Origin of the sequence: Streptomyces sp. NPDC057877, assembly GCF_042796855.1 — a bacterium.
Classification (GTDB): domain Bacteria; phylum Actinomycetota; class Actinomycetes; order Streptomycetales; family Streptomycetaceae; genus Streptomyces.
The window spans coordinates 400019-425902 of sequence record NZ_JBHVMS010000004.1; the positions used below are offsets into that span (position 1 = coordinate 400019).

22 protein-coding genes are annotated in these 25884 nt (G+C 72.7%); 8 read left to right on the forward strand and 14 right to left on the reverse strand.

Annotated features, from left to right (window positions below; translation table 11 throughout):
* Nucleotides 1-18: 18 nt before the first annotated feature.
* The 7 genes from ACFVQG_RS13370 to ACFVQG_RS13400 all read right to left on the reverse strand — a co-directional run bounded on the left by ACFVQG_RS13370 (nt 19) and on the right by ACFVQG_RS13400 (nt 10757).
* Nucleotides 19-1365 (reverse strand): VWA domain-containing protein, encoded by a 1347-nt coding sequence (locus ACFVQG_RS13370; protein WP_383380789.1) that lies wholly within the window; start codon nt 1363-1365, stop codon nt 19-21.
* A gap of 98 nt (nt 1366-1463) precedes the next feature.
* Nucleotides 1464-2876 (reverse strand): PP2C family serine/threonine-protein phosphatase, encoded by a 1413-nt coding sequence (locus tag ACFVQG_RS13375; RefSeq protein ID WP_383380792.1) that lies wholly within the window; start codon nt 2874-2876, stop codon nt 1464-1466.
* A gap of 3 nt (nt 2877-2879) precedes the next feature.
* Entirely contained in the window at nt 2880-5543 is a 2664-nt protein-coding gene (locus ACFVQG_RS13380; RefSeq protein WP_383380795.1) for a tetratricopeptide repeat protein, read from the reverse strand.
* Nucleotides 5544-5565: 22 nt separating this feature from the next.
* Nucleotides 5566-6867 (reverse strand): hypothetical protein, encoded by a 1302-nt coding sequence (locus ACFVQG_RS13385; protein ID WP_383380798.1) that lies wholly within the window; start codon nt 6865-6867, stop codon nt 5566-5568.
* Between the two features lie 79 nt (nt 6868-6946).
* Complete coding sequence (locus tag ACFVQG_RS13390) at nt 6947-7966, reverse strand: glutamate ABC transporter substrate-binding protein (protein WP_383380802.1); 1020 nt, start codon at nt 7964-7966, stop codon at nt 6947-6949.
* A 14-nt stretch (nt 7967-7980) separates the two neighbouring features.
* Nucleotides 7981-9354, reverse strand: coding sequence for a hypothetical protein (locus ACFVQG_RS13395; protein ID WP_383380804.1), 1374 nt, complete (start codon nt 9352-9354; stop codon nt 7981-7983).
* A 308-nt stretch (nt 9355-9662) separates the two neighbouring features.
* Nucleotides 9663-10757 (reverse strand): mechanosensitive ion channel family protein, encoded by a 1095-nt coding sequence (locus ACFVQG_RS13400; protein WP_383380807.1) that lies wholly within the window; start codon nt 10755-10757, stop codon nt 9663-9665.
* 336 nt (nt 10758-11093) lie between these two features.
* Here ACFVQG_RS13400 and ACFVQG_RS13405 point away from each other — a divergent pair, with 336 nt between their 5' ends.
* On the forward strand, nt 11094-11630 hold the full coding sequence (locus tag ACFVQG_RS13405; RefSeq protein WP_053763139.1) for an HNH endonuclease: 537 nt from the start codon (nt 11094-11096) through the stop codon (nt 11628-11630).
* Nucleotides 11631-11698: 68 nt separating this feature from the next.
* Here the strand turns inward: ACFVQG_RS13405 and ACFVQG_RS13410 are convergent, their stop codons facing one another.
* Genes ACFVQG_RS13410 through ACFVQG_RS13420 form a run of 3 tightly spaced genes read right to left on the reverse strand, consistent with a single transcriptional unit; the run spans nt 11699 to nt 14282 of the window.
* Nucleotides 11699-13051: an ABC transporter permease gene (locus tag ACFVQG_RS13410; RefSeq protein ID WP_383380810.1), complete on the reverse strand. Its 1353-nt coding sequence runs from the start codon at nt 13049-13051 to the stop codon at nt 11699-11701.
* Nucleotides 13048-13752: an ABC transporter ATP-binding protein gene (locus tag ACFVQG_RS13415; RefSeq protein WP_383380813.1), complete on the reverse strand. Its 705-nt coding sequence runs from the start codon at nt 13750-13752 to the stop codon at nt 13048-13050. Before ACFVQG_RS13415 ends, ACFVQG_RS13410 begins: the two co-directional genes overlap by 4 nt.
* Nucleotides 13749-14282 carry a PadR family transcriptional regulator gene (locus ACFVQG_RS13420; RefSeq protein WP_383380816.1) on the reverse strand — a complete coding sequence of 178 codons (534 nt, stop codon included), beginning with the start codon at nt 14280-14282 and terminating at the stop codon, nt 13749-13751. The genes ACFVQG_RS13415 and ACFVQG_RS13420 overlap by 4 nt, the downstream gene beginning before the upstream one ends.
* A 235-nt stretch (nt 14283-14517) precedes the next feature.
* Here ACFVQG_RS13420 and ACFVQG_RS13425 point away from each other — a divergent pair, with 235 nt between their 5' ends.
* From ACFVQG_RS13425 to ACFVQG_RS13435, 3 genes are all read left to right on the forward strand, one after another.
* Nucleotides 14518-14775: a hypothetical protein gene (locus ACFVQG_RS13425; RefSeq protein WP_383380819.1), complete on the forward strand. Its 258-nt coding sequence runs from the start codon at nt 14518-14520 to the stop codon at nt 14773-14775.
* Nucleotides 14776-16872: a 4-alpha-glucanotransferase gene (gene malQ / locus ACFVQG_RS13430; RefSeq protein ID WP_383380821.1), complete on the forward strand. Its 2097-nt coding sequence runs from the start codon at nt 14776-14778 to the stop codon at nt 16870-16872.
* A 69-nt stretch (nt 16873-16941) separates the two neighbouring features.
* On the forward strand, nt 16942-17217 hold the full coding sequence (locus ACFVQG_RS13435) for a hypothetical protein (protein ID WP_383380824.1): 276 nt from the start codon (nt 16942-16944) through the stop codon (nt 17215-17217).
* 207 nt (nt 17218-17424) lie between these two features.
* Here ACFVQG_RS13435 and ACFVQG_RS13440 read toward each other — a convergent pair whose 3' ends face one another.
* Nucleotides 17425-18000, reverse strand: coding sequence for a TetR family transcriptional regulator (locus ACFVQG_RS13440; protein WP_383380828.1), 576 nt, complete (start codon nt 17998-18000; stop codon nt 17425-17427).
* Between the two features lie 145 nt (nt 18001-18145).
* Between ACFVQG_RS13440 and ACFVQG_RS13445 the strand changes: the two genes are divergently transcribed.
* On the forward strand, nt 18146-19639 hold the full coding sequence (locus tag ACFVQG_RS13445) for an FAD-dependent monooxygenase (protein WP_383380833.1): 1494 nt from the start codon (nt 18146-18148) through the stop codon (nt 19637-19639).
* 18 nt (nt 19640-19657) lie between these two features.
* Here ACFVQG_RS13445 and ACFVQG_RS13450 read toward each other — a convergent pair whose 3' ends face one another.
* Nucleotides 19658-20161 carry a MarR family winged helix-turn-helix transcriptional regulator gene (locus ACFVQG_RS13450; RefSeq protein WP_383380836.1) on the reverse strand — a complete coding sequence of 168 codons (504 nt, stop codon included), beginning with the start codon at nt 20159-20161 and terminating at the stop codon, nt 19658-19660.
* Between the two features lie 122 nt (nt 20162-20283).
* On the opposite strand from ACFVQG_RS13450, the gene ACFVQG_RS13455 reads away from it, so the two are divergent.
* The gene (locus ACFVQG_RS13455) at nt 20284-21231 is read left to right on the forward strand and encodes an EamA family transporter (protein WP_383380840.1); all 948 of its coding nucleotides are present in this window, start codon (nt 20284-20286) and stop codon (nt 21229-21231) included.
* A 31-nt stretch (nt 21232-21262) separates the two neighbouring features.
* Here ACFVQG_RS13455 and pepN read toward each other — a convergent pair whose 3' ends face one another.
* Nucleotides 21263-23836 (reverse strand): aminopeptidase N, encoded by a 2574-nt coding sequence (pepN, locus tag ACFVQG_RS13460; protein ID WP_383380843.1) that lies wholly within the window; start codon nt 23834-23836, stop codon nt 21263-21265.
* 113 nt (nt 23837-23949) lie between these two features.
* Between pepN and ACFVQG_RS13465 the strand changes: the two genes are divergently transcribed.
* Nucleotides 23950-24426, forward strand: coding sequence for a DUF1203 domain-containing protein (locus tag ACFVQG_RS13465; protein ID WP_383380846.1), 477 nt, complete (start codon nt 23950-23952; stop codon nt 24424-24426).
* Nucleotides 24427-24517: 91 nt separating this feature from the next.
* Entirely contained in the window at nt 24518-24799 is a 282-nt protein-coding gene (locus ACFVQG_RS13470; RefSeq protein ID WP_383380849.1) for a hypothetical protein, read from the forward strand.
* Nucleotides 24800-24820: 21 nt separating this feature from the next.
* Here the strand turns inward: ACFVQG_RS13470 and ACFVQG_RS13475 are convergent, their stop codons facing one another.
* On the reverse strand, nt 24821-25861 hold the full coding sequence (locus tag ACFVQG_RS13475; RefSeq protein WP_383380852.1) for an aspartate-semialdehyde dehydrogenase: 1041 nt from the start codon (nt 25859-25861) through the stop codon (nt 24821-24823).
* Nucleotides 25862-25884: the final 23 nt, after the last annotated feature.

Sequence of the window (25884 nt, forward strand, 5' to 3'; positions counted from 1 at the left end):
CTCCCAGTCAATTCTGTGTCACTTCTTCACACGAACGGTCTTTGTTGACCGCGTCTCGAGAGTCATCTCGTCCGCGTCCGCGACCTTCGCCTTCAGTCGCACAGTACCTGTCGCGGCGTCGACCACGTCCACCACCTTCGCAAGCAGTTTCGCAGTATCCGCGTTCCCGGAGGCACTGGCGAGCTGAACGGCGCGGCCCAGTTTGGCCGTTGCTCCGTCGAAGTCTCCCGCTTTGCGTAGATCCAGCCCTTGTTGGATGGCCTGTGCCAGTTCGGCCTGCCCGGTGTAGTGGGCGACCTGCGGGTTGATGGCGGTGGAGGCGGCCATGTCATCGGTCCACACGGCCCGTACGAGACCCTGGGCGCCCAAGTTCTGCACCGTGCCGTCGGGTTGGGGAATGACCAGCGAGACGCGCGCCGCCAGCATCTCCTGGCCGATACCGGCGACCGGGACCTCCACGCAGACGTGGTAGTCACGGGACTCGTCGCCCCAGGAACCGGTGGGGTAGTCCCCGGCGCGCGGTCCCGCCTCGGTGCGCCGGTCGCTCAACTCCACCACCGTGGGCGCGACTTGCTTGACGAACTTGATGGTCGTGCCGACCGGTGTCCACAGCCGCAGGGCGACGTCCGCGACCTCCTTGCCCATCGCCGTCTCCATCATCTGCGTGAAGTCGGCGGCGAGTCCGGACGGGTCGGCGACGATGTCGGCGGTGCCGAGCAGGGCGGAGGCGATCCCTGTGACTTCTTTCACTTCCCAGTCGGTGCCCACGCCCCGCGCGTCACAGGTGAACCGTCCGGCGCAGGCGTCCAGGGACGCCTTCAGGTCCTCCGCCGACTCGTGTTCGTTGCGGCCGTCGGTCAGCAGGATGCCGTGCCGGATGGCGACGTCCGCCGACGCCAGCAGCCGGTCCGCCAGCCGCAGCCAGGTGCCGATCGCCGTACCGCCGCCCGCGCTCAGCTTGCGCAGCGCCTGCTTGGCCTGGCCGCGGGTGGTGGCGTCGGCGACCGCGAGCCGCCCGCCGCCCGGGTAGACCTCCCGGGCGACGTGCGTGCCGTCGATCACCGCGAAGTGCACGCCGTCGCGCAGGGTGTCGATCGCCGCGGCGGTCGCGTCCCGGGCGTTGCGCATCTTGGTCGGCGGGTAGTCCATCGAGCCGGAGCAGTCGACCATGATCGCCACGGCCGCGGACGGCCCCTGCCCCGGCGCGTAGAGGTGGGGCGCCGCCACGGCGCTCCCGATCGTGCCGCCGCCGGTGGCGGTCACCGTGACGATCGCGTTGACCTCGCGGCCGGATTCCGGGAGGTACTCGTTCTGGTACACGTCGACCGAGAACTGTGGCACGTTCGACTTCGAGAAATTGGCCATGCCTCTTCTGATCCCCCTTGGTCCCCGTTGAGCGCCCCGTGCGCGGCGGGGAGGTGACGGTGAGCGGACCGGTCCCCTCCGGCCCGCCTCGTGCGGCCTCAGGCCGATCCTGCCCCCTGCGGCGGGGCGGGGAACGGCACGAGGGCCACTGTTACGTTGTCGTGGCCCCCGCCGTCCAGGGCGTGGCCGACGAGGACCCGTGCGCCGTGCAGCGGCCGGACGGCGGCGTCGGGGGGGACCACCCGGGCCATCTCCTCCGCCGCCTCGGCGTAGTTCCACAGCCCGTCCGTGCACACCACCACTACACCCGGCCGGTCCGGTTTGAAGGAAGCGGTGTGCGGCTCCAGTTCGTAGGCGTCCGCGCCGAGCCAGCCGGTGATGGCGTGGGCGCGCTCGTCGGCGTACGCCTCCGCCTCGTTCATCAGGCCCGCGGCGACCATCTGCGCGGCCCAGGAGTCGTCCTCGGTGAGCCGGGCGGGGGGCGCGCCGCGGTCCAGCGGCACCCAGTACGCGCGGCTGTCGCCGACCCAGCCGACGACCAGCAGCCCGGCCGTCACCACGGCGCCGACCAGGGTGCAGGCGGGGGCGTTCTGGTGCGGGGCGTGCTCGCGGGCCGTCGCGGGCTCCTGGGCGAGGGAGTTGACCGCCCGGGAGGCGGCGACGATCGCCTCGTGCATCGCCTGCTGCGGGTGCGTGCCGAGCGGCAGCGCGGCGAGCAGGGACTCGCTCGCCGCCTTCGACGCGGCCAGCGAGGCGTCGTCCGGGCGGGTCGCCGAGGACACGCCGTCGCAGACGATCGCCAGTGTCGCGGGCGAACCGTCGGGCAACGCGGTGTGGCCGATCGCGAACGCGTCCTCGTTGCGGTGGTGCCGCAGGCCGCGGTCGCTCACCGCGGCGATCGGGCCCACCTCCTGCTCCATGTGGTCGCGTTCGCGCGGCTGGGCGTGCCCGCAGGTCTCGCAGTAGCCGTCGGTGTCGACCCGCCCCGACCGGCAGGCCACGCACACCTGACCGCCCGTCTCCGGCTGGTCGCCGGAGCCCGCCTGCGCGGCGAGGTCGGCGGCCACGCGCGGGTCCGGGGCCTGGAGGGGGTAGTCGTCGGGTTCCGGGCGGTGGGGCGGGTCCGGGGTGTGGGCCGGTTCCGAACGGTGGGTCGGTTCCGAACGGTGGGTCGGTTCCGAACGGTGGTCGAAGCGGACGTCCGCGGCGGGAGCCGCTGGTGGCGGTGGTGGTACGGGCGTACCGGCGGCGGCCGGGGACACGGGGACGCCCGCGGGGGCGGGTACGGCCGTGTCCCGGGCGGCCGTCGGCAGATGCCCCGGGGGCGGGGTGCCGTCGGGGGCCTGCGGTGCCGAGCCGTTGTTCATGGTCAGCGTCGGGCTGTCGTCCGGCAGCGGCGGCACGGCGGACAGGTCGTATCCACACGCACCGCAGAAACGGTCACCCGACTCCAGCGGCTCCGCGCAGCTCGGACACCTCGACAGGGCGGCCTGCTGGGGCATCTGCGACATCAACTACACCCATGTCCGGGGGCGGTAACGATTGGCACGTTCCACCAGGTCGATCCTCTCCTCGCCGCCCCGGGCCAGCCGGGCCAGCGTGCGGTACGAACGCTCCAGGCCGAACCTGAGGCCCCGTTCGTCCAGGCCGCTGCCGAGCAGCGTCCGTCCCCCGGCGGCCTGGGGCGGGACGGAACCCTGGCTACCGGAGAGTATCCAGTCCAGCGCGCAACCGAGGACCTCTGTGGCCAACTGTTCACGCCGCGTCGGGTCCAGGCCGTACGCCTCCAGCGCCTCGACCTGCTGCGCGGCGGCGGTCAGATCGTCCAGGAAGGGTACGGCACCGGTGACCTCCGTGCGCTGGCGCAACCGCGCCCGCACCGCCGCCACCCGAGCCGCGATGTAGTGGATGGAGCTTTCCGGCACCGACTCCAGCGTGCTCACCGCGCCGCGCCGGTCACCGGCCGCCAACTGGACGCGCGCCAGGCCGAACGCGGCGCTGACCTGGCTCGGGTCGGTCGTCCACACCAGCCGGTAGTACTCGGCGGCGTTGTCCAACTGGCCCAGCACCTCCGCGCACAGGCCGAGCGCGAGCTTGGGCGCGATCTCGCCGGGGAAGGCGTCGTAGATCGCGTCGAAGGCGAGTGCGGCGCTCTCTCGGTCGCCGGTGACCAGCGCGGTCACGCCCCGGTACCAGACCACCCGCCAGTCGTCCGGCCGCTCGTCCTCCAGCTTGGCCAGGGCGGTCAGCGCGCTCGCCGAGTCGACGTTCTCCAGCCAGGCGCGGATCTGCCGCAGCCGGGTCTCCACCGACGGGGCCGGGGCCGCGGCGAGCGCGCTCAGCAGCTCCGCGGGGGCCGTGGCCATCAGACCCGCCAGGAAGCCCGCGTTGGGGTCGGAGGGGTCGACGCGGGGGACGGGGAGGGCCAGGGCGGCGGTGGGGGTGTCCACCGGCTTGGTGAGGTTCGTGGGAGCGGCTGCGGCTGCCCCCGCGGCGATCGCAAGGCCCGCCGTGCCCGTCGTGCCCGTCGTGCCCGACGTGCCCATCGTGCCCGACGTGCCCGTCGCGCCCGCCCGGAGCGCCGGAGGTGCCGGGAGCGCCGGAGGCGTGCGGCGGGCGCGGGGCACGCGGGCTCCCAGGCGGGAGACCTCGTCCGTCAGCCGCGAGAACAACTCCGTGTCCGGCACCCGCAGTTCGGGGCCGAACAGGGTCGACAGCGCCGGGCGCGCCCGGCCCGTCTGGACGGACACCACCTCGCGCAGGACGCCCAGCAACTGCTCGGCCATCTCCTGCGCGGAGGCGAACCTGCGGGCCGGGTCCGGGTCGGTGGCGCGGACCAGGAGACGGTAGAAGGACTCGTACTGGCGGAAGACCTCGATGCTGTCCGGGTCGGGCAGGGAGTCGACGAAGACGGTCGTGTAGCCCTGGAAGTCGAAGGTGAGGACGGCCAGGGTGCGCGCCACCGTGTACAGGTCCGACGCCACCGACGGGCCGACCTCGGCGACCTCCGGTGCCTGGTAGCCGACCGTGCCGTAGATCGCCGACTCGTCGTCGTCCATGCGGCGCACCGCGCCCATGTCGATCAGCTTGAGCTGGTCCTCGGTCTGGATGGCGTTGTCGACCTTGAAGTCGCAGTAGAGCAGGTTACGGCTGTGCAGGTGGTCCAGCGCCTCCAGCGCCTCGATGCCGTACGCGCAGGCCTGTTCCACCGGCAGCGGGTCGCGGCGGCCCCGCTCGGTGCGGCGGGCGTTGGCGATCTCCTTGAGCGACTTGCCGCCGACGTACTCCATGACGATGTAGCCGTCCAGGGAGCCGGTGCGCTGGTCGAGGTGCTCCACGAAGTTGTAGATCCGCACGATGTTCGCGTGCTCGATCTCCGCGAGGAAGCGCCGCTCGGAGATCGCCGCGGCCATCGCGTCCTGGTCGCCGGTGTCCAGCAGGCCCTTGAGCACCACCCACCGGTCGGAGACCGCGCGGTCGACCGCGAGATAGATCCAGCCGAGCCCGCCGTGCGCCAGACAGCCCGCGACCTCGTACTGCCCGTGCACGACGTCACCGGACTTCAGCTTCGGGACGAAGGAATACGGGTGTCCGCACTTCGTGCAGAAGCCCTCCGTACGGCCCGGACGGTCACCGCGCGCCCTGCCGACCGGCGCCCCGCAGTCCGAGCGCGAGCAGAACCGCTTGCGCTCCGGCACCTCCGGGTTCTCCAGCACCATCTCGCGCGGGTCCGGCCTCGGCACCTGCGGCACCTGCACCAGACCCGCGCCGAGCCGCCCACGGGACGAGGAGGCGGAGGTGGAGCCGGAGCTGCGCACCGACAGCGAGCGGCCGGTGGACTTGCCCGACAGCGAACGCGACAGCCTGCCCGACACCGAGCGCCGTGACTTCGACGACTGGGACGACGTACGGGAGCTGCGGGAACTACGGGAGCTGTGGGAGCCGTCGGAGCCCCGTGAACTGGAGCGTGCGCTTCCGCTGCCTGCCGAGCCTCTTGAGCCCCTGCCGCCGCCCGTGATGCCGGTCGGTGGTGAGCCGACCTCGCCCATCGGCGAGACGACCGGTGCGAGACCGCAGGTGTCGCAGTACAGCTCGCCGCCGCCCACGTCCTCGTACGTCCCGCCGCAGCCGGGCCGCTGGCAGGTCTGCTGGCTCCGACCCGTGTCCGTCTGACTCATGACGCCGCATCCCCCTTCTCGCTCATCCGCCCGGTCCCCCGCGGTCCCGTGGGCCGCTGAGCAGTTCCGCCGCGGCGTGCTGGTAGCGCAGCACCGCCTGTTCGGCCACCCGCAGGTCGCAGGGCGCGCTCCACAGCATGCGGCGCGCCTTCTCGTACCGCTCCACCAGCAGCGGGTCCTCCGCCAGGCCGTGCCGGGCCACCTTCGCCTTGTACGCGTCCAGCCGCCCGCGCAGCTCGGCGCGGACCGCCAGCGGCGCGGTGACCGCGGTCAACGACTCGCGGGCGCGCAGCAGTTCGTCCTCCGCCTTCCGCTCCAGCGACTCCAGCAGCGGGGAGAGGCGGTGCCACTGGGCGTGGCGGCGGTACTCGGCCGCCGTCGCCAACTGCTCCTGGAGGGCCGTCGGCGGTCCGCTGACCACCGGGACCTCCGTCGCCGCGATCTTCGCCAGGACCTCGCCGCGCGCGGTACGGGCCTCGGCGAGCGTGCGGTCCGCGCGCGAGAGCACGTCCCGTAGTTTGATCAGCCGCTGTTCCGCGTCCTTGCGGACCTCCAGTACGGCGTCGATCTCCCGGCGGACCTCCTCCAGCGCCCGCGCCTCGCGGTCGTACACCGTGGTGTCCGGTCTGCCGCCGCCCGGCGCCGAACTGCCCTTCGTCGGCACCCAGAACGCCAGCGGATCGGAGACCACCTGCTCCCGGAGGGAGGTGAGCGTGCGCGTGATGCGCTCCAGGTCGTCGCCCGCCGGGTGCTCGCCCGGACGCACGCCCACCGAGTGCGCGAGGCGCCGGGTGCGCTGGAGTTCCGCGGCGAGTAAATCGATCCGCGCGGGCAGCGCCGACCACACCGCGTCGGCCGCGACGACCAGGTCCAGCGACGTCGCGTACAGCTCGTTCATCTGGTCCACCAGCGTGGTCAGGGAGTAGCTGTGGCTGAGCTTGCCCGTGCCGTGCAGGGTGGGGGCGTTGGCCGTCGCCGTGGCGCTGCCCGCGACCATGACGGACTCGCCGCGCAGCAGCTCCGTCAGCTCCGCCAGGTCCTCCCGGCTGGACCAGCGGCGGCGGGCGCGGATGTCGCGGGCCGTGCGCAGCGCGTCCGTGTACGCGTCGAAGTACGTCCACAGCAGCGTGATCGCGGCCTCGGCGGCGGCCCAGCGCTCCTTGGTGACGCCCGTCAGGTCGGCGCCTTCGAGGAGTCTGCGGCCCGCGTGGTCCTGGAGGGCGAGGAGTGAGGTCTCGATCGCCTCGTGCTCCGCGCCGAGCCGCGCCAGCGCACGGTCCACCTCGTCCCGGTCCAGTACCGGCCCGGTGGGTCCCGCGCCCATCGATCACCTCTCGTCGCTGTTGTGTCCCGGTGTGGTGTGTGGTGTGTGGTGTCTGTGGTTCGGGGTCGGGTGTTCGTGCCTACCTGTACCGCGGCACCGGCGGCGTCGCCGAGTCCGACCTCGAACCCAGCGTCGCCGACAGCCAGTTGTCGTACGACCTCTTCCAGCCGCCGTCCTCGCGGTAGTCCTGCAGTATTCGGTTGACCCGGCGTACCAGATCGTCGGCGCCCTTCTTCATCGCCACGCCGTAGTACTCCGTCGTGAAGGTCTCCCCCTTCAGCGTCACCGTCGGGTCCTGCGCCGCCTGGCTCGCCGCGAGCGCGCCGTCCGTCACCACCGCGTCCACCTCGCCCAGTTGGAGCCTGACCAGGCAGTCGAGCTGGTTGGGGACGGTGAAGGAGATGTCCGCGGAGGCGGGGAGCGCACCGGACTTGCGGTCCGCTTCCAGCTTCTCGTACGCCGTCGAACCGTCCGCCGAGCAGATCCGCTGGTCGGCGAGCGAGTCGTCGTAGCCCTTGATCGGTGAGGACTTGGGGGCGAGGACCTGCTGGCCGGTGACGAAGTACGGGGCGGAGAAGTCGACCTGCTCCAGGCGCGAGCAGGTGATCGTCATGGTGCGGACCACCATGTCGACCCGGCCGCTCTGGATCGCGGGTACGCGCTGGTTGGTCGGGATCGCCTTAAACCTGATCTTGTCCGGGTCGCCCAGCAGTTCCTGCGCGATACGGCGGGCCAGGTCGATGTCGAAGCCCTCCAACTCGACCTCGGGGTCGGTGTTGTTCGGGTCGCGGTAGCCCCAGCGGAAGCTGTTCTGGTCCACGCCGACCGAGAGGTGTCCGCGCTTCCTGATGGCCTCGATCGCCGGGCCCTCGGCCGTCGAGGGGGAGAGGCTGAGGTCCTGGGGGTTGTCCTCGCACTCCGGGGCCCTGGCGTGTGTGCCCTCGGCCACGCCCTGGCCGCCGATGCCCGTGCTGCCGTCGACGGGTGGCTGGGTCAGCGGCAGCAGCAGGACGATGAGCGTCGCCAGGGCGCAGACGACCGCCATCGCGCCTACTCCGCCCCAGCCTCGCAGGCCGGTCCGCAAGCGTCGTGCGTGCATCCTCACGCCCCCTTTCACCGGTACTCCGAAAGCCTGCGGCCGATGCCGAGCACCGCGCCGGCCGCGCCCAGCACCGCGAGGACGGCCGCGCCGACGGTCAGGCCCGTCATCGCGTCCAGGCCGTCGCCCGCGGACTTCTTGAACTCGTTCTCCTCGTGTGCGAGGGCCGTGCGCAGATTACTGTCGATGCTGTCGAAGCACTCGCCCGTCGGCTTCTCGGACTTCGAGCCGATGATCTTGTTCAGGGCGGCCTGGTAGTTGCCCTCGTCGTCCTGTGCGCGGGCGTCGGTGTGGCGGGACTGCCACTCCCGCATGTTGCCCGTGGCGGCGCGGACCGGGTCCGTGCCGGACGCGTCGTCGGCCAGGTCCTGTGCGTCGGTGAGGTGTTCGGAGAGGTCCTTCATCGACGCCTTGAAGGCGACGTCGAACTTGTCCTCGAACTCGCCGGGCTTGACCTCGACCGTCTCGGCGCCGCGGCTGACCAGGGTGAGGTTCTCGTTGCCGCGGGCCTTGAGTGAGGCGATGCGGGCGTCGTGCAGGACGTTGAGGGAGCGGACGCCGTGGTCGTAGGAGTCGTTCAGGCCCTGGCGGGCCACGGTGTGGCCGATCACCAGCCAGAGCAGGACGACCGTGGTGGCGGCCGTCGCGGCGACCAGGCCGTGGTTGAGGACGCGGTTCGTCCGCTGGTAGTTGCGGTGCTGGGCCCAGGCGAGCGCGGCGAGGGCGAGGACGCCGAGGGCGATCGCGGCCCAGGGGTACGGGGTGGCGCTGTCGTAGTCACCGCGCAGCCGCTCGTTCTCGGAGGTGTAGAGGTCCTCGGCGGCCGGGAGCATGTCGGTCTGCATCTTGTCGTTCGCGTAGCGCAGGTAGGCGCCGCCGAGGGGGTAGCCCTGGCGGTTGTTGGCGCGGGCGCGTTCGATGAGGCCCTTGTACTCCGGGAGGAGGCGGTTGAGCTTGGCGATGGTGGCCGCGGCGGGGGAGTCCGGGTCGCTGCTGTTGGCGGCCTTGACGAGTTTGGCGGCGGCCGTGCGGATGTCTTCCTCGTAGCGGTCCCGGGACGCCTTGGTCTCCTGGCCGCCGGCCAGGAAGCCGCTGGAGGCGGCGGTGTTGGCGTCGGCGAGGGAGCGGTAGATGTCGGCGGCTGCGGAGCTGAGGGGCTGGCTCTTGTTCAGGACGTCTTCGGCGGCGGACGCTCGGGTGCTGGTCTGCCAGGCGGTGAGGGTGCCGAAGGCCACGACGAGGAGGGCGAGGACGGCGCCGATGATGCGGAGGCGGCCGGGCTCGGTGGTGGCGGCTGCCCGCAGTTGGTCCACGCCCTCCGCGAAGGCGGTGCGGCGGGTGGGGCCGGGCGCGGGCGGCGTCGGGCTCGGTGGTGCCGCGCTGCTCATCGGCGTGTGTGTCACTCCTGACCTCCCCCATGGTCATCCGTCGCCGCAAGTATCGCTGCCGGGACCGACAATCGCACCGGCCTTGACTGGATCTTGATCGGATCGCACCGGCGACGCTCGCGCCGCGGCTCAGCACGGGCGCCGTCTTGCACCACCCCTGCCCATCAATACGCCGGTGGAATCGGTTCGGTTCCCGGGGCGGGTGGGAGCCTGACAGGAGCGTGAGGGGTGCGTGGGGGGCGTGCATGGCGCTGCGCGCCGGGGGGTGGGCGGGGCCCGCGTGACCCGCCCCCGTGCCCGCGCCCGCCTTACTTCGTCGTGCTCGGCGGTGTCAGCGGGGACGCCGCCATCGACTGCGGGGACGCCGTGCTCGCGTAGGCGGAGGGGGCGGCCATGCCCGCCGTGGGGTCGGTCGGGTCCTCGTCCTGCTGGACGGGGAGGCCGCCGACGATGCGGATGCCCTCGTGGTCGAAGGCGCGCTTGATGCGCCAGCGGAGTTCGCGCTCGATGGTCAGGGACTTGCCCGGCATGGTCTTGGCGGAGACGCGGACGACCATCGAGTCCAGCAGCACGCTGTCGAGGCCGAGCACCTCGACGGGGCTCCACAGCATCTCGTTCCAGGGCTCCTCCTTGCTGAGGACGGAGCCGACGTCGGTGAGGACGGCCTTCACGCGGTCGAGGTCCTCCGAGGGGCGGACGGTGACGTCGACGCCCGCCGTGGCCCAGCCCTGCGAGAGGTTGCCGACCCGCTTGACCTCGCCATTGCGGACGTACCAGATCGCGCCGTTCTCGCCGCGCAGCTTGGTCACCCGCAGGCCGACCTCGATGACCTCGCCGGAGGCCACACCCGCGTCGATGGAGTCGCCGACGCCGTACTGGTCCTCGAGGATCATGAACACGCCGGAGAGGAAGTCCGTGACGAGGTTGCGCGCGCCGAAGCCGATCGCCACGCCCGCGACACCGGCGGACGCCAGGAGCGGCGCCAGGTTGATCTGGAAGGTGGAGAGGATCATCAGCGCGGCGGTGCCCATGATCAGGAAGCTGGCCACCGAGCGCAGGACCGAGCCGATCGCCTGGGAGCGCTGGCGGCGGCGCTCCACGTTCACCAGCAGCCCGCCGATCGCCGTGCCGTCCACCGCCTGCACGGTGCGGTTCATGCGGTCTATGAGCTTGGTGATCGCGCGGCGGACCGCGACCCGGAGGACCGCCGCTATGACGACGATCAGCAGGACGCGCAGGCCGATCGCCAGCCAGGTCGACCAGTTCTCCTCGACCCAGCTCGCCGCGTGTGTGGCGCTCTCCTGGGCGTCCTGGATCGAGGGGACCGCCGGGGTCGTCGTCCCCGAGGGGGATGGCGACGGGGTGGCGGCGGCCAGTAGGCCGGACAGGGGCGACGACGACACGGGGGTACCTCCAGGCGCAGCGGTCTGCCCCGCGGCAGGGCGGTCGAGGCCACGGAAAGGTGTCGAGGCCACGGAAAGGTCACCGAAGGGCAGACTCACCACATTAGCGGGGTGTCGTGTGGGGATCGCTGTGATGTTCGGGGGAGAGAACGCGTACATCCGGGGATGTACAGGTGGGATGAACCGTTGTCCCTCCTGGGGATGAATTCCGGTGTGGTCGAAAACACTCCCAGCCCGTTACCGGGACATGGTGGCGCTTCGACCAGGCATGAGGGGAGACTGACGTCAGATCGTCCCGGCGCGAGCCACGCGCCGCCGGCGTACAAGGAGGCATCCGTGCCGCATGTCCTGGTCCTCAACGCGTCGTACGAGCCGCTCGGCGTCGTACCGCTCCGCCGCGCGCTCGTCCTCGTCCTCGAGAACAAGGCCGTATGCCTTGAGGAGTCCGGCGCCTACCTGCACAGCGCGACCGTCACAGTCCCCGCACCCAGCGTGGTCCGGCTCAAGCGATTCGTACGGGTTCCCTATCGGGGGCCCGTTCCTCTCACCCGTCGGGCCCTGTTCGCCCGGGACGGGGGCCGGTGCATGTACTGCGGTGGCGTCGCAACCAGCGTCGACCACGTCATCCCGCGCTCACGCGGGGGCAAGCACGTCTGGGACAACGTGGTGGCCTCCTGCCGCCGCTGCAACCACGTCAAGGCCGACCGGCATCTCGGTGAGATCGGCTGGCGGCTGCGTCACAAACCCGCTCCACCCACCGGCCTGGCCTGGCGCATCATCGGGACCGGCCACAGGGACCCGCGCTGGCTGCCGTATCTCCAGCCGTACGGCGCGGACGACGCCCTGGCCCGGATCGACGGCATCTCCGCCTGACCGGTCCGGGCCTTCGCATGCCCCGCGCGGGCCGGGACGATCCGCCGTCCGTTCCGGCCCCGCGTCGCTCACGCGTGCCGCAGCTCCTCGGCGCGCACCGAGCGGTGCAGCAGGGGCAGGGCCGTGGCGGCGGCCAGGAGCGCCGTCGCGTACACGGCGAGCGGGATCAGCAGCGCCGACCAGGGGACGGACCAGGTGGTCGTGTCGTCGGTGAGGCCCGCGTAGCCCGTACCGATCGCCATGCCGCCCAGGCCCGCGAGGAGGATCGCCGGTGCCAGGGGCAGGGCGGTCTCCAGCAGGAGTGCCCGGCCCAGCACCCCGTGCGGGACACCCGCGGCGGCCTGGGCGGCGAGCGCCCGGCGTCGGGTGGCCAGGGATTCGGCGGTGCTCACGGCGAGCGCGGACAGGGTGATCAGCAGGGCCATGCCCACCGCCGCCCCGGTCAGGTCCAGGCCCGTGGTGTAGAAGGACCTGTCCTCGCCCAGCCGCTTCTGCGAGTCCAGGACCTGGAGCAGCGTGTGCCGGACGCCCATGTACGCCGTCCCGGTCAGGGTGACCAGCAGGAGCGCCGCGTGGCTGCGGGCCGCCGCCCAGGGGTCGTCACGCAGGCGCTCCGCCGCGATCAGCACGGCCGGACGGCTCGTGCGCGCCGCCAGCAGACGGCCGGTCAGGCGTGACGTGGCGCCGCCCAGCCACAGCGCGGCCGTCCCGGTCAGCACCAGCAGGGCGAGCACCAGCAGCGGACCGCTCGCGGTGCCCCGGCCGTTCGGACCGTCGCTCGTCGTGGCGTACGCGCCCAGCGCCGTCCCCAGCACCAGCAGCACCGCCAGCAGGAACAGCAGCCCCGGGCGCGGCTGCGGGCGCACCCGCCGCACCAGACCCAGCGGTGAGGCGATGACACGGCGCAGCGCCAGCACGCTCACCAGGGCTCCCACCACCGGCACCGCCACCGCCGTCGCCGTGATCCCCGCCCAGGTCAGGGCCGTCGGCCCGCTCCAGAGCAGCAGCAGGACGAGTACGGAGAACACCGTCCCGACCGCCGAGCCCACCAGGCACGTCAGCCCCGTCTCGTACCCGGCGATCCGGCGCACCTGCCAGGGCGTGGCGCCCGCGAGGCGCAGCCCGGCCAGCCGCCGGTCCCGGTGGACCGCGCCGATCCGCGCGCACTGGCCGAGGAAGCCGAACACCGGGAGCAGGAGCAGGAGCAGCGCGACGACCACTCCGGAGCGCTCGCCGGGGCGGTCCAGCAGGCCGTTGCCGAGGGACACGCGGTACTGCCCGTCCAGCGAGGCGAGCGTCACCGCCGCCAGCGCGAGAACCGTCGCCAGCAGCGCGCCCAGCGCCGTGCGCGCGATCCGCCACCACTCGCGCCGGTCGGAGCCCAGCAGCAGGTGCCGGGCGAGCCGGAGGTCGCCGGTCACCGCTCCCCCTCCACGACGGCCGGGTTCCCGGCGCCGGTGACCGTGCCGTCGTGCAGCGTGACCTCGCGGTCCGCGTACGCCGCCACCCGCGCGTCATGCGTGATCAGCAGGACGGCCGTGCCGGACTCGCGGGCCGTGTGCGCCAGCGCCGTCATCACCTGCTCCCCGGCGAGCGAGTCCAGCGCGCCGGTCGGCTCGTCCGCGAAGACCACCCTCGGGCCGGTCACCAGCGCCCGCGCGAGCGCCACCCGCTGGACCTGGCCGCCGCTCAGCTCACCGGGCCGCAGCTCCTCCTGGCCGCGCACCCCGAACCGCTCCAGCCACTCCCCGGCCCGCTCCCGCGCCCCGGCCCGGTCCTGCCCGGCCAGCAGCAGCGGCAGCGCCACGTTGTCCACGGCCGTCAGCTCCGGGATCAGCTGGCCGAACTGGAACACCACCCCGAACTCCGTGCGCCGCAGCTCGCTCAGGCGCTTCTCCGGCAGTTGGTCGACGCGCTCACCGTCGTAGGTCACCGAGCCCTCGTCCGGGCGGACGATGCCCGCCAGGCAGTGCAGCAGGGTGGACTTCCCGCTGCCGCTGGGGCCGGTGACGGCGAGGATCTCGCCGGGGCGCAGTGCCACGGAGGCACCGCGCAGGGCAGGTGTCCTGCCGTGCGCCTTGCCGAGGTCGCGGGCCGCGAGCAGCGGCACTTCGTTGGTCATGCTGGGTCGACCTCCGCGGTCAGGGTGATGAGCCGGGCCGCCGTCGTGGTCATCCAACGGAGGTCGGCGTCGAGGTGGTTGAGGGCGTAGTCCGCCGAGAGCACGGTGGCGAGGTCCGCGCCGCGGGCGGTCTTGACCGCCGTCAGCTCCCGCATCCGCTCCATGTGGGCGGCGCGCTGGGCCCGGAGATAGCCCTCCGCGTCACCGCCGGACAGGATCGACACGACGACCTTGGCGAAGATCTCGTTCGTCACGAACGGCACGGGCGGCGCGATCTCCCCCGCCCAACGGGTCAGTTCACGGCTCCCGGCCTCGGTGGCGCGGTAGAGCGTGCGTTCGGGACCCCCGTCGGAGTCGGTGCCGTCGACCTCGGCCAGCTGGTCGCGGACCAGCCGCTGCAGGGTCGTGTACACCTGCCCGTAGGCCAGCGGACGGGCCTGCGGGAAGCGTTCGTCGTGCCGTCGCTTGAGGTCGTAGCCATGGCTGGGACCGGTGGCGAGCAGGCCGAGCAGGAGGTGGCGGGTGCTCATGGAGATCAGTATGTACTGAGTACATGTACTGAGTGAATAGTGAGCGGACGCTGATTCCGCGGGCGTCGGCGAAGGTGGCCGTGATGTCGCATTTGATCCACTCTGGGGGAGCGCGCCGAGGTGCGCGGGAGGGCGTGGAATCTGACGAGAAGCGCGTTGTCCGACATCGGGGCGTCTGGGGACGCGCCCGCTGGGTAGGGCTGCGGATACCCCATCCACTCGACGAGGAGAACCCGTGGCCGCATCCGCACACCTGCTGATGGACGCTCTCTCCAAACGCCCGGCGGACCCGTCCGGCGCACCCGCCGTGTTCGAGATGTCCGCCGAACCCGCCGTACCGGCCCAGCCGGAAGCCCCCCACCTGTGCGTCTTCAGCGCCGAGGGCCCCTGCTCCGAGGCCCCGCTGACCAGCGAGCCGCCGCTGCCCGACGCCGAACCCCTCACCAGCGAGCCGCCGCTCGCCGCCCCGGACGCCGACTCCACGAGGCCGTAGATGACCGCGCCCCGCCCGGCCGAAGCCGTCCACGAGCCACCACTCGACGACGAGCTGTCCCGGCTCGCCGAGCTGCACGGCGTGGCGACCTCCTTCCGCCCCGCCCCGGACCGCACGGTCGCCGCCTCCGCCACCGCCGTCACCCGCGCCCTGCGCGCCCTCGGCGTCGACGCGATCACACCCGACGCCGTGCGCGCCGCCCTCGCCGCCCGGCGCCGGGACGCGGAGCGGCTGCTGCCGCCGACGGTGGTGTGCTGGGCCGGGGAGGGGTGCGCCGCCCTCACCGGGCTGCCGGACGGCACCCGGCTGCGGATCGACACCGAGCAGGGCGAGACCCGCGCCGACGCCGGGCAGCTCCCGCCCGGCGTCCACCGGCTGACGGCCCAGGCTCCCGACGGCCGCACGGCCGACGCCCACCTGATCGTCGCCCCGGCCCGGCTGCCCACGCCGACGGGACGCTCGTACGGCCTGCTCGTCCAGCTCTACTCCCTGCTCTCCCGGCGCTCCTGGGGCATGGGCGACCTCGGCGACCTCGGCGAGCTGACCAACTGGGCGGGGCGCGCCCTCGGCGCCGGATTCGTGCAGGTCAACCCGCTGCACGCGGCCGTACCCGGCCACCCCACCGACCCCTCCCCCTATCGCCCCTCCTCGCGCCGCTTCCCCGACCCGGTGCACCTGCGCGTCGAGGACGTGCCCGAGTTCGCGTACCTGACCGACCCCGACCGGGAGCGGGTGCGCGGGCTGCTGGAGCGCGCCGGGCGGCTGCGGGAGGCCGTGCTGGACAAGGGCGCGCTGATCGACCGGGACGCGGTGTGGGAGCTGAAGCGGGAGGCCCTGGAGATCCTGCGCGCCGTTCCGCTCGGACCCGGCCGCCGCGCCGCCTACTGCGACTTCCTCGCCCGCGAGGGGCAGGCCCTGGAGGACCACGCCACCTGGTACGCCTTCGCCGAGGAACACGGCCCGGACTGGCGGTCCTGGCCGGAGGGCCTGCGCGACCCCCGCTCGGCGGCCACCGCCCGCGCCCGCGCCGAACTGATGGACCGCGTCGACTTCCACTCCCGCCTCGCCTGGCTCACCGACAGCCAGCTCACCGCCGCCCAGCGCACCGCCCGCGAGGCGGGCATGCCAATCGGGATCGTGCACGACCTCGCGGTGGGCGTGCACCCCGAGGGCGCCGACGCCTGGGCCCAGCAGGACCACTTCGCCGCCGGGATGTCGGTGGGCGCCCCGCCGGACGCCTTCAACGCCCACGGCCAGGACTGGGGCCTGCCGCCCTGGCGCCCCGACCGGCTCGCGGAATCCGGATACGCCCCCTTCCGCGCCCTCCTGCGCGCCCTGTTCCGCTACGCCGGAGCCCTGCGCATCGACCACGTCATGGGCCTCTTCCGGCTCTGGTGGATCCCCGAGGGCCTGCCCCCCACCGAGGGCACCTACGTCCGCTACGACGCCCAGGCCATGCTCGCCGTCCTGGTGCTGGAGGCCTCCCGGGCCGGGGCGCTGGTGATCGGCGAGGACCTGGGCACGGTGGAGCCGGGCGTGCGCGGCGCGCTGCGGGAGCGGGGCGTCTTCGGTACGTCCGTACTCTGGTTCGAACGCGACTGGGACGGCGACGGCCGCCCCCTGCCCCCCGACCGCTGGCGCGCCGACTGCCTCGCCACCGCCACCACCCACGACCTGCCGCCCACCGCCGCCCGTCTCACCGGCGAGCACGTCGAACTCCGCGACCGCCTCGGCCTGCTCGGCCGCCCTCTGGAGGTCGAGCGCGCCGAGGCCGCCGCCGACACGGGGGAGTGGCTGGGCCTGCTCACCCGGCTCGGGCTGCTGCGGGGCACCGGCGGCGGCGTCGACGCCTCCTCCGAGGAGGCCGAGGTACGGGCCGTGCACCGCTTCCTGCTGCGCACCCCCGCCCGGCTCATCGGCGTCTGGCTCCCCGACGGCATCGGCGACCGGCGCCCGCAGAACCTGCCGGGGACCTGGGACGAGTACCCGAACTGGCGGCTGCCGATCGCCGACGCGGCCGGGCGGCCGGTGACGCTGGAGGAACTGGCGGAGTCGGCGCGGCTGCGCGGGCTGGTGGAGGGGCTGCGGGGAGGCTGAGAAGGGCGGGGTGTGCTCGTACGGCACCCCGGGCGCGCGGCCTGAACCGGCGTTCGCTACTTTTGCACCGTGGACAAGAAGAACGCCCTGCGCGCCGGCGCCCTGGCTGCCGGTACGACGCTGATGATGCTGCTCATGTCGTCCCCCGCGCTCGCGCTCACCCGCGACGACGGCGACGACCCCGGCCCGGGCCTGAGCGTCATCGAGACGCTGGGCCTCTATGTCGCCCTCCCGATCGCGATCTTCGCGGTCATCGCGGGTCTGGTCATGGTTCTGGACCGGTCCCAGGAGAAGCACCGGGTGACGTCCAAGAACATCAAGACGAAGAGCACGGCGAAGGCCTGACCGCCGGGCCCGGCTCACTCACGCGCTGAGGGCGCCGCCCCTGCCGTCGTACGACGGTGAGGACGGCGCCCTCGGCGCGTTCTTCTTTACGGGGCCTTCGTTGCGTGCCCTTCTCTTGCGGGGGTCTCAAGGGCTCGGCTCTCTTGCGGGGTCCCAAGGGCTCGGCTCTCTTGCGGGGTCCCAAGGGCTCGGCTCCCTTACGCGGTCTCAAGGGCTCGGCGCGGTCAGGTACCGCTGGATCGTGGGGCCCAGCCAGGCCACGATCTCCTCGCGGGACAGTTGCTCGGCCGACGGGATGCGTACGACGTAGCGGGTGAGCGCGAGCCCCAGGAGCTGCGTCGCGACGAGCGCGGCCCGCGCGGGCACCTGCTCCGGGTCCGGGCACATCCGCCGCGTGACCGGCAGCACCTGCTCGCGGAAGATGCCCTGCATCCGCTCGGCTCCGGCCTCGTTCGTGATGCCGACCCTGAGCAGGGCGGTGAGCACCTCGTTCTCCTCCCACTGGGAGAGGAAGTGCGCCACCAGGCCCCGTCCGGCCTCCTCGCGGGGCAGGGCGGCGAGGTCGGGCATCCGCAGATCGATGGCGACGGCCGCGGCGAAGAGGCCCTCCTTGTTGCCGTAGTAGCGCATCACCATCGAGGGGTCGATCTTGGCGTCCCTGGCGATGGCGCGGATGGTGGCGCGCTCGTAGCCGTCGGCGGCGAAGCGCTCACGGGCGGCGTCGAGGATGGCGGTGCGGGTGGCGTCGGAGCGGCGGGGGGCGGGGGTGGTCGCTTGGCTCATGTCAACAAGCGTAGGCCTACAAGTGTGGGCCCACAAGTGTTGACCCATCTCCCGCTGCCCGCTACCTTCATTGCCAACGGTCGTTGACCCACAACCGTTGGCCAACAAGCGTTGACCGGCGGTCGCTGTCACCCAGGAGGCGCACATGTCCAGCACCACTGGCACCACCGGCCCCACCGGCACCGGCACCGGCACCAACACCGACCCCGCCCCCGTGATCGTCATCGGCTCCGGCCCCACCGGCCTCCTCCTCGCCGGAGACCTGGCCACCGCCGGAGTCCCCGTCACCCTCGTCGAGAAGCGCCCGCAGAAGACCAGCAACCTCTCCCGGGCCTTCGCCGTACACGCCCGCACCCTGGAGCAACTCGACGCCCGCGGACTGGCCGACGAGTTGGAGCCCACCGGTCAGGTGCTGCAGCGCCTGCGCCTGTTCGGCCGCCTCACCATCGAGCTGGAATCCCTCCCCTCCCGCTTCAACCACCTCCTCATCACCCCCCAGTACGAGGTGGAGAAGCTGCTCAAGCGGCGGGCGGAGGAGGCCGGGGTCGACTTCCGCTACGAGACGGAGATGACCCGGCTGACCCAGGACGCCGACGGGGTCACCGTCGGACTCCGTGGCCCCGGCGGCGCGGAGGAGAGCCTGCGGGCGGCGTACGTCGTCGGCGCGGACGGCATGCGCAGTGCCGTACGCCAGGCCGTCGGGCTGTCCTTCCCCGGGCACTCGGTCATCCGTTCCGTGGTCCTCGCCGACGTCCTGCTCGCCGAGAAGCCGGAAACCCTGCTCGCCGTCAACGCCGTGGGGGACGCCTTCGCCTTCATCGCGCCCTTCGGTGACGGCTACTACCGCGTCGTCGGCTGGCACCGCGGCCGCGACGTCCCCGACAGCGAGCCCCTGAACCTGGAGGAGGTCAAGGAGATCACGCGGATGGCGCTGGGCACCGACTACGGCATGCACGACGCCCGCTGGATGTCCCGCTTCCACAGCGACGAACGCCAGGCGCCCGCCTACCGCGTCGGCCGCGTCTTCCTCGCCGGTGACGCCGCGCACGTGCACACCCCCGCGGGCGGACAGGGCATGAACACCGGCCTCCAGGACGCCGCCAACCTCGGCTGGAAGCTCGCCCAGGTGGTCAACGGCCACGCGGCCCCGGAACTCCTGGACACCTACCACGCCGAGCGCCACCCCGTCGGCAAGGCGGTCCTGCGCAGCAGCGGCGGCCTGGTCCGCCTCGCCATGGCCAAGACCCCCTGGACACTGGCCCTGCGCGCCGCGGTCACCACCCTCCTCGACACCGTGGCACCGGCCCGCCGCAAGATGCTCGGCCAGCTCACCGGCATCGGCTACCGCTACCCCGCCCCCCGCGGCTCCCACGCCCTCACCGGCACCCGCGTCCCCGACGTCGCCCTCGCCGACGGCACCCGCCTCTACGAGGCGCTGCGCGGCGGGCGCTTCGTCCTGATCACACCGGACGCCTACGACGACAGGAACGCCGCCCGCCGCAACCGGCTGACCGTGGCCCACTGGTCGAGCGCCCGCCGCACGACCGTCCTCGTCCGCCCCGACGGCTACGTGGCCTGGGCGTCCGACTCCGCCGCCCCGACGGACATCGACACCGCGCTCACGGCCCACGTCGGCTGACCGCCTGACCGGGAGCCGTCAGTCGGCTGCCGTGGCGCCCAGCAACTCCCGCAGCAGGTCGGCCAGTTGGTCGGCCTTCTCGGGCGTGAGGGCGGACAGCGCCGCCGTCTGGAGCGCGAGCCCCGCCCCCACCGCCTCGTCCACCACGGCCAGCCCCCGCTCGGTGAGGGTGACCTTCAGGCCGCGGCGGTCATGGGGGTCGGGGGAGCGGCGCAGCAGGTCCGCGCGTTCGAGTTTGTCGAGGCGGCCGGTCATGCCGCCGGTGGTGAGCATCAGGGTGGCGGAGAGCTGGCGGGGGGAGAGGGTGTACGGCTCCCCGGAGCGGCGCAGGGTCGCCAGGACGTCGAACTCACCGCGGGAGATCCCGAACCGGGCGTACGCCTTCTCCATCCGGTCGCCCATCGTGCGCGCGAGCCGGTAGACGCGGCCGAAGACCTCCATCCCGCGGGTGTCGAGGTCGGGGCGTACGGCCGCCCACTGGTCGATGATCGCGTCGACGGGGTCCCGGTCCTGTGCGTCCATGCGGGGAGTATCCGCTGGCGGGCGGTCCCTTGCAAGCAAGTGGCTTGGAAGGGAGTTGCTTGACTGTGACTTGCTTAGTACTAAGCTAATCAGCGCTGGCCTACCTCGAAAGGTGTGCGCCCATGACCTCCCCGACGCCCCCGACCACCCCCAACCGCCTGGCCTTCACCCTCCTCACCGCCCTCGCCCCCGTCTCCTGGGGCACCACCTACGCCGTCACCACCGAGTTCCTCCCGCCCGACCGCCCCCTCTTCACCGGCATGCTGCGCGCCCTGCCCGCCGGGCTGTTGCTGCTGGCGTTCGCCCGGGTGCTGCCGCGCGGCGTCTGGTGGGGGAAGGCGGCGGTGCTCGGGGCGCTGAACATCGGGGCGTTCTTCCCGCTGCTGTTCCTGTCCGCGTACCGGCTGCCCGGAGGGATGGCGGCGGTCGTCGGATCCGTGGGCCCGCTGCTCGTGGTCGGGCTGTCCGCGGGGCTGCTGGGGCAGCGGCCCACCGTACGGGCGCTGCTCACCGGGGTCGTGGCGGCGTTCGGGGTCAGTCTCGTCGTACTGCGGGCGGCCGGGGCGCTGGACGCCCTCGGCGTGCTCGCGGCGCTGGCCTCCACGGCGTCGATGTCCGCCGGAACGGTCCTCACCAAGAAGTGGGGCCGCCCCGACGGCGTCGGCCCGCTCGCCCTCACCGCCTGGCAGCTCACCGCGGGCGGCCTGCTGATCGCGCCGGTCGCCTTCCTCGCCGAGGGCGCGCCGCCCGCGCTGGACGGCCGGGCCGTCGGCGGCTACCTCTACCTCGCGCTGGCCAACACGGCCGTCGCCTACTGGCTCTGGTTCCGCGGCATCGGCCGCCTCACCGCCACCCAGGTCACCTTCCTCGGCCCCCTCTCCCCGCTGACCGCCGCCGTCGTCGGCTGGGCCGCCCTCGGGCAGGCGCTCACCCCGGTGCAACTGGCGGGCATGGCGCTCGCCTTCGGGGCGACGGTCGTGGGACAGCTCCCGGCGAAGGCGCCACAGCCCCTCGTCGTCGACCCGCGCCCGCTCCCCGAGGCACGCGAAAGGCGCCCGGTGTCCCCCTGACACCGGGCGCCCGTCAGCCAGCAGCCGGAGGCTACTCCGCCGCCGCGTCCGCCGCCTGCGCCTTCAGCGCCCGCTCGACACCCGCCCGCGACTCCGACACCAGCCGCCGCAGCGCCGGAGTCGGCTCCGCGGACGCCAGCCAGGCGTCCGTCTTGGTCAGCGTCTCCTCGGCGACCTGCACCGACGGATACAGCCCGACCGCGATCTGCTGCGCCATCTCATGGGACCGGGAGTCCCAGACGTCCTTGACCGCGTCGAAGAACCTGTCCGTGTACGGCGCCAGCAGCTCCCGCTGGTCGGTCTGGACGAAGCCGGAGATCACCGCCTCCTGCACCGCGTTCGGCAGCTTGTCCGACTCGACGACGGAGGCCCAGGCCTCGGCCTTGGCGCCCGGCGTCGGACGCGCCGCGCGGGCCGTCGCGGCGTGGCGCTCACCGGCCGCCGTCCTGTCCCGCTCGTACTCGCCCGCGATCTCCGTCTCGTCGAACCGGCCGACCGCGGCCAGCCGCTGCACGAACGCCCACCGCAGCTCGGTGTCGACGACCAGGCCCTCGACCGACTGGGAGCCGTCGAGCAGCCCCTCCAGCAGGTCGAGCTGCTCCGGCGTCCGGGCCGTCGCCGCGAACGCCCGCGCCCAGGCCAGCTGGTGGTCGCCACCGGGCTCAGCCGCCCGCAGATGCGCCAGCGTGGCGTCGGTCCAGCGGGTGAGCAGCGCCTCGCGGCCCACCGGGGCGGCGTACAGGTCGATCGCCAGCTTCACCTGCCGCTGGAGCGACTGCACGACACCGATGTCGGACTCCTTGCCGATGCCGGACAGCACCAGCGAGAGGTAGTCGCGGGTGGCCAGCTCCGCGTCCCGCGTCATGTCCCACGCCGACGCCCAGCACAGCGCGCGGGGGAGGGAGGACTCGAAGTCGCCGAGGTGCTCGGTGACGTACGCCAGCGACTGCTCGTCCAGTCGGACCTTCGCGTACGACAGGTCGTCGTCGTTGAGCAGCACGACCGCCGGGCGGCGCTTGCCGACGAGGCCGTCCACGGCCGTCCGCTCCCCGTCCACGTCCAACTCGGCCCGCTCGACGCGCACCAGCTTGCCGGTCGCCTCGTCACGGTCGTAGAAGCCGACCGCGATCCGGTGCGGGCGCAGCGTCGGCTCGCCCTTGGCGCCCACGGGGAGCGCGGGGGCCTCCTGGCGGACGGCGAAGGAGGTGATGGTCCCCTCCGCGTCCGTCTCGATCTCGGGGCGCAGGACGTTGATGCCCGCCGTCTCCAGCCACTTCCCCGACCAGGTCTTCAGGTCGCGGCCGGACGTCTCCTCCAGCGCGGTCAGCAGGTCGCTCAGGCGCGTGTTGCCGTACTCGTGGCGCTTGAAGTACGCCTGTACGCCGCGGAAGAACTCGTCCTCACCGACGTACGAGACGAGCTGCTTGAGGACGGAGGCGCCCTTGGCGTACGTGATGCCGTCGAAGTTGACGAGCACGTCGTCGAGGTCGCGGATCTCGGCCATGATCGGGTGGGTGGACGGCAACTGGTCCTGCCGGTAGGCCCACGTCTTCATGGAGTTGGCGAACGTCGTCCACGCGTGCGGCCAGCGCGACCCCGGGGCCGCGGCCTGGCAGGCGATGGAGGTGTAGGTGGCGAACGACTCGTTCAGCCACAGGTCGTTCCACCACTCCATGGTGACCAGGTCGCCGAACCACATGTGGGCCAGCTCGTGCAGGATCGTCTCCGCGCGCATCTCGTACGCCGCGTCGGTCACCTTGGACCGGAAGACGTACTGGTCGCGGAAGGTGACCGCGCCCGCGTTCTCCATCGCGCCCGCGTTGAACTCCGGCACGAACAGCTGGTCGTACTTCTTGAACGGGTAGGCGTAGTCGAACTTCTCCTGGAACCAGTCGAAGCCCTGCCGGGTCACCTCGAAGATGGCGTCCGAGTCGAGGTACTCGGCGAGCGAGGGGCGGCAGTAGATGCCCAGCGGGACGGTCCGGCCGTCCTTCTCGTAGACGCTGTGCACGCTGTGGTACGGGCCCACGATCAGCGCCGTGATGTACGTCGAGATCCGCGGCGTCGGCTCGAACTCCCAGACGCAGTCGACCGGCTCCGGGGTGGGCGAGTTGGAGATGACCGTCCAGCCCTCCGGCGCCCGCACGGTGAACTGGAACGTCGCCTTCAGGTCCGGCTGCTCGAAGGACGCGAAGACCCGGCGCGCGTCCGGCACCTCGAACTGCGTGTACAGGTACGCCTGCTGGTCGACCGGGTCGACGAACTTGTGCAGGCCCTCACCGGTGTTCGTGTACGCGCAGTCGGCCACGACGCGCAGGATGTTACGGCCCTCCAGCAGGCCCGGCAGCGCGATCCGCGAGTCCTCGAACACCTCGGCGGGGTCGAGCGCGTCGCCGTTGAGGGTCACCTCGTGGACCGTCGGCGCCACCAGGTCGATGAAGGACTCCCCGCCGTTCCCGGCCACGTCGAAACGGACCGTGGTGACGGAACGGAAGGTGTCGCCCTCCTGCGCGCCGGAGAGGTCGAGATCGATCTCGTACGAGTCAACGGTGAGCAGCTTCGCCCGCTGCTGCGCCTCTTCGCGAGTCAGGTTTGTGCCAGGCACGCGGTCATCTCCTCGTTATGTGTCGGTTACGCCATCCTTCCACGGGACCCACACGGAACGCGATGTCCTATTCCCGCCGGTGAACGCGGCGCGAGCGGGCCACGCTGGGGCGCATGAGCACCTACACCGCACGGCCCGTCGAACCCGCCGTCCTCAAGGAACTCCGCACCGCCGACGACGCCGGACGCCCCCTCGTCCCGGTGACCGACGCGGAGGGCGGCGCCCCCCTGCGCTGCTGCCTGCGCCGCAGCACGCCCGGCGAGCACATCGCCCTCGTCTCCTACGCCCCACTGCGGCGCTGGGCCGCCGGGCACGGTGCCGACCCCGGCGCGTACGACGAACAGGGCCCCGTCTTCATCCACGCGGAGGACTGTCCGGGCCCGGACGGTGACGCCCTGCCCTTCACCAACGCCCACCGCGTCGTCCGCCGCTACTCCGCCGACGGCCGCATCCTGGGCGGACGGCTCGTCGATGACGCCGACGGGTTCGACGCGGCCTTCGCCGAGGCGTTCGCCGAGCCGGGTGTGGCGCTGGTCCATGTGCGGGCCGTGGAGTACGGGTGCTTCCTGTACGAGGTACGGCGGCCGTAGCCCGGGTTCGGGGTGCGGCGGCCGTCACCCGGGTTCGGGGTACGGCGGCCGTCACCCGGCGAGTGCTTCCGGATGCCGGAAACCGAACAGCGTGAGCGGGGCAGCGTGCACCTCGAAGGGCAGGAGGCTGCGGCGCGGGCTCCCCGCGGTCGCCCCGCTGATCACCGGCCGCTTCGCCGCGTACACCTCCGTCCGCCCGGGCCTGGGACGCGTCCGCGGCCCCGCCCCGGTGGGCGCCCTCCTGCTCGGCTACGGCGCCGCGGACGTCGTCGGCGCCTTCGCGGGCGGCACCCTCGCCACCCGGCGACCGCGCCACGCCCTGCCGCTGACGGGATACGCGCAGACGAGGAGGGCGGTCACCGGCGTCCGGTGACCGCCCCGCTCGTGCGCGCGCCTACTGGGCGGTGGCGCCCGTCGCCTTCGTGGTCAGCTCCGCCGCCACCAGCTCGGCGACCTGTACGGCGTTCAGGGCCGCGCCCTTGCGGAGGTTGTCGCTGGAGACGAACAGCGCGAGGCCGTTGTCGACCGTCTCGTCCGCGCGGATGCGGCCGACGTACGACGGGTCCTGACCGGCGGCCTGGAGCGGGGTCGGCACGTCCGTCAGGGCCACGCCGGGGGCACCGGCGAGCAGCTCCTTGGCGCGCTCCACGCTCAGCGGGCGCGCGAAACGGGCGTTGACCTGGAGGGAGTGGCCGGTGAAGACCGGCACGCGGACACAGGTGCCGGAGACCTTCAGACCGTCGATCTCCAGGATCTTGCGGGACTCGTGGCGCAGCTTCTGCTCCTCGTCGGTCTCGTGCAGACCGTCGTCGACGATCGAGCCCGCCAGCGGCAGCACGTTGTACGCGATCGGCGCGACGTACTTGTGCGGCTCCGGGAAGTGCGCCGCCGACCCGTCGTGGGCCAGCTTCGGCGCGTCCTCGCCCACCTTCGTGACCTGCTCGAACAGCTCCTCGACACCGGCCAGACCGGAACCGGACACCGCCTGGTAGGTGGCGACGACCAGCGCCTGCAGCCCCGCCTCCTGGTGCAGCGGCTTCAGCACCGGCATCGCGGCCATCGTGGTGCAGTTCGGGTTGGCGATGATGCCCTTGGGGCGGCTCGCGACGGCGTGCGGGTTGACCTCGGCCACCACCAGCGGCACATCCGGGTCCCGGCGCCACGCCGAGGAGTTGTCGATCACGACCGCGCCCTGCGCGGCGACCTTCTCAGCCAGCGCCTTGGAGGTGGCGCCGCCCGCCGAGAACAGCACGATGTCCAGGCCGGTGTAGTCGGCGGTGGACGCGTCCTCCACCGTCACGCCGTCCAGGACCGTCCCCGCCGAACGGGCCGAGGCGAACAGCCGCAGCTCGTCGACCGGGAAGTCCCGCTCGGCCAGGATCCTGCGCATGACCGTGCCGACCTGACCGGTGGCTCCGACGATTCCGACCCTCACGGTGACTCCCTCTACCTCTGACT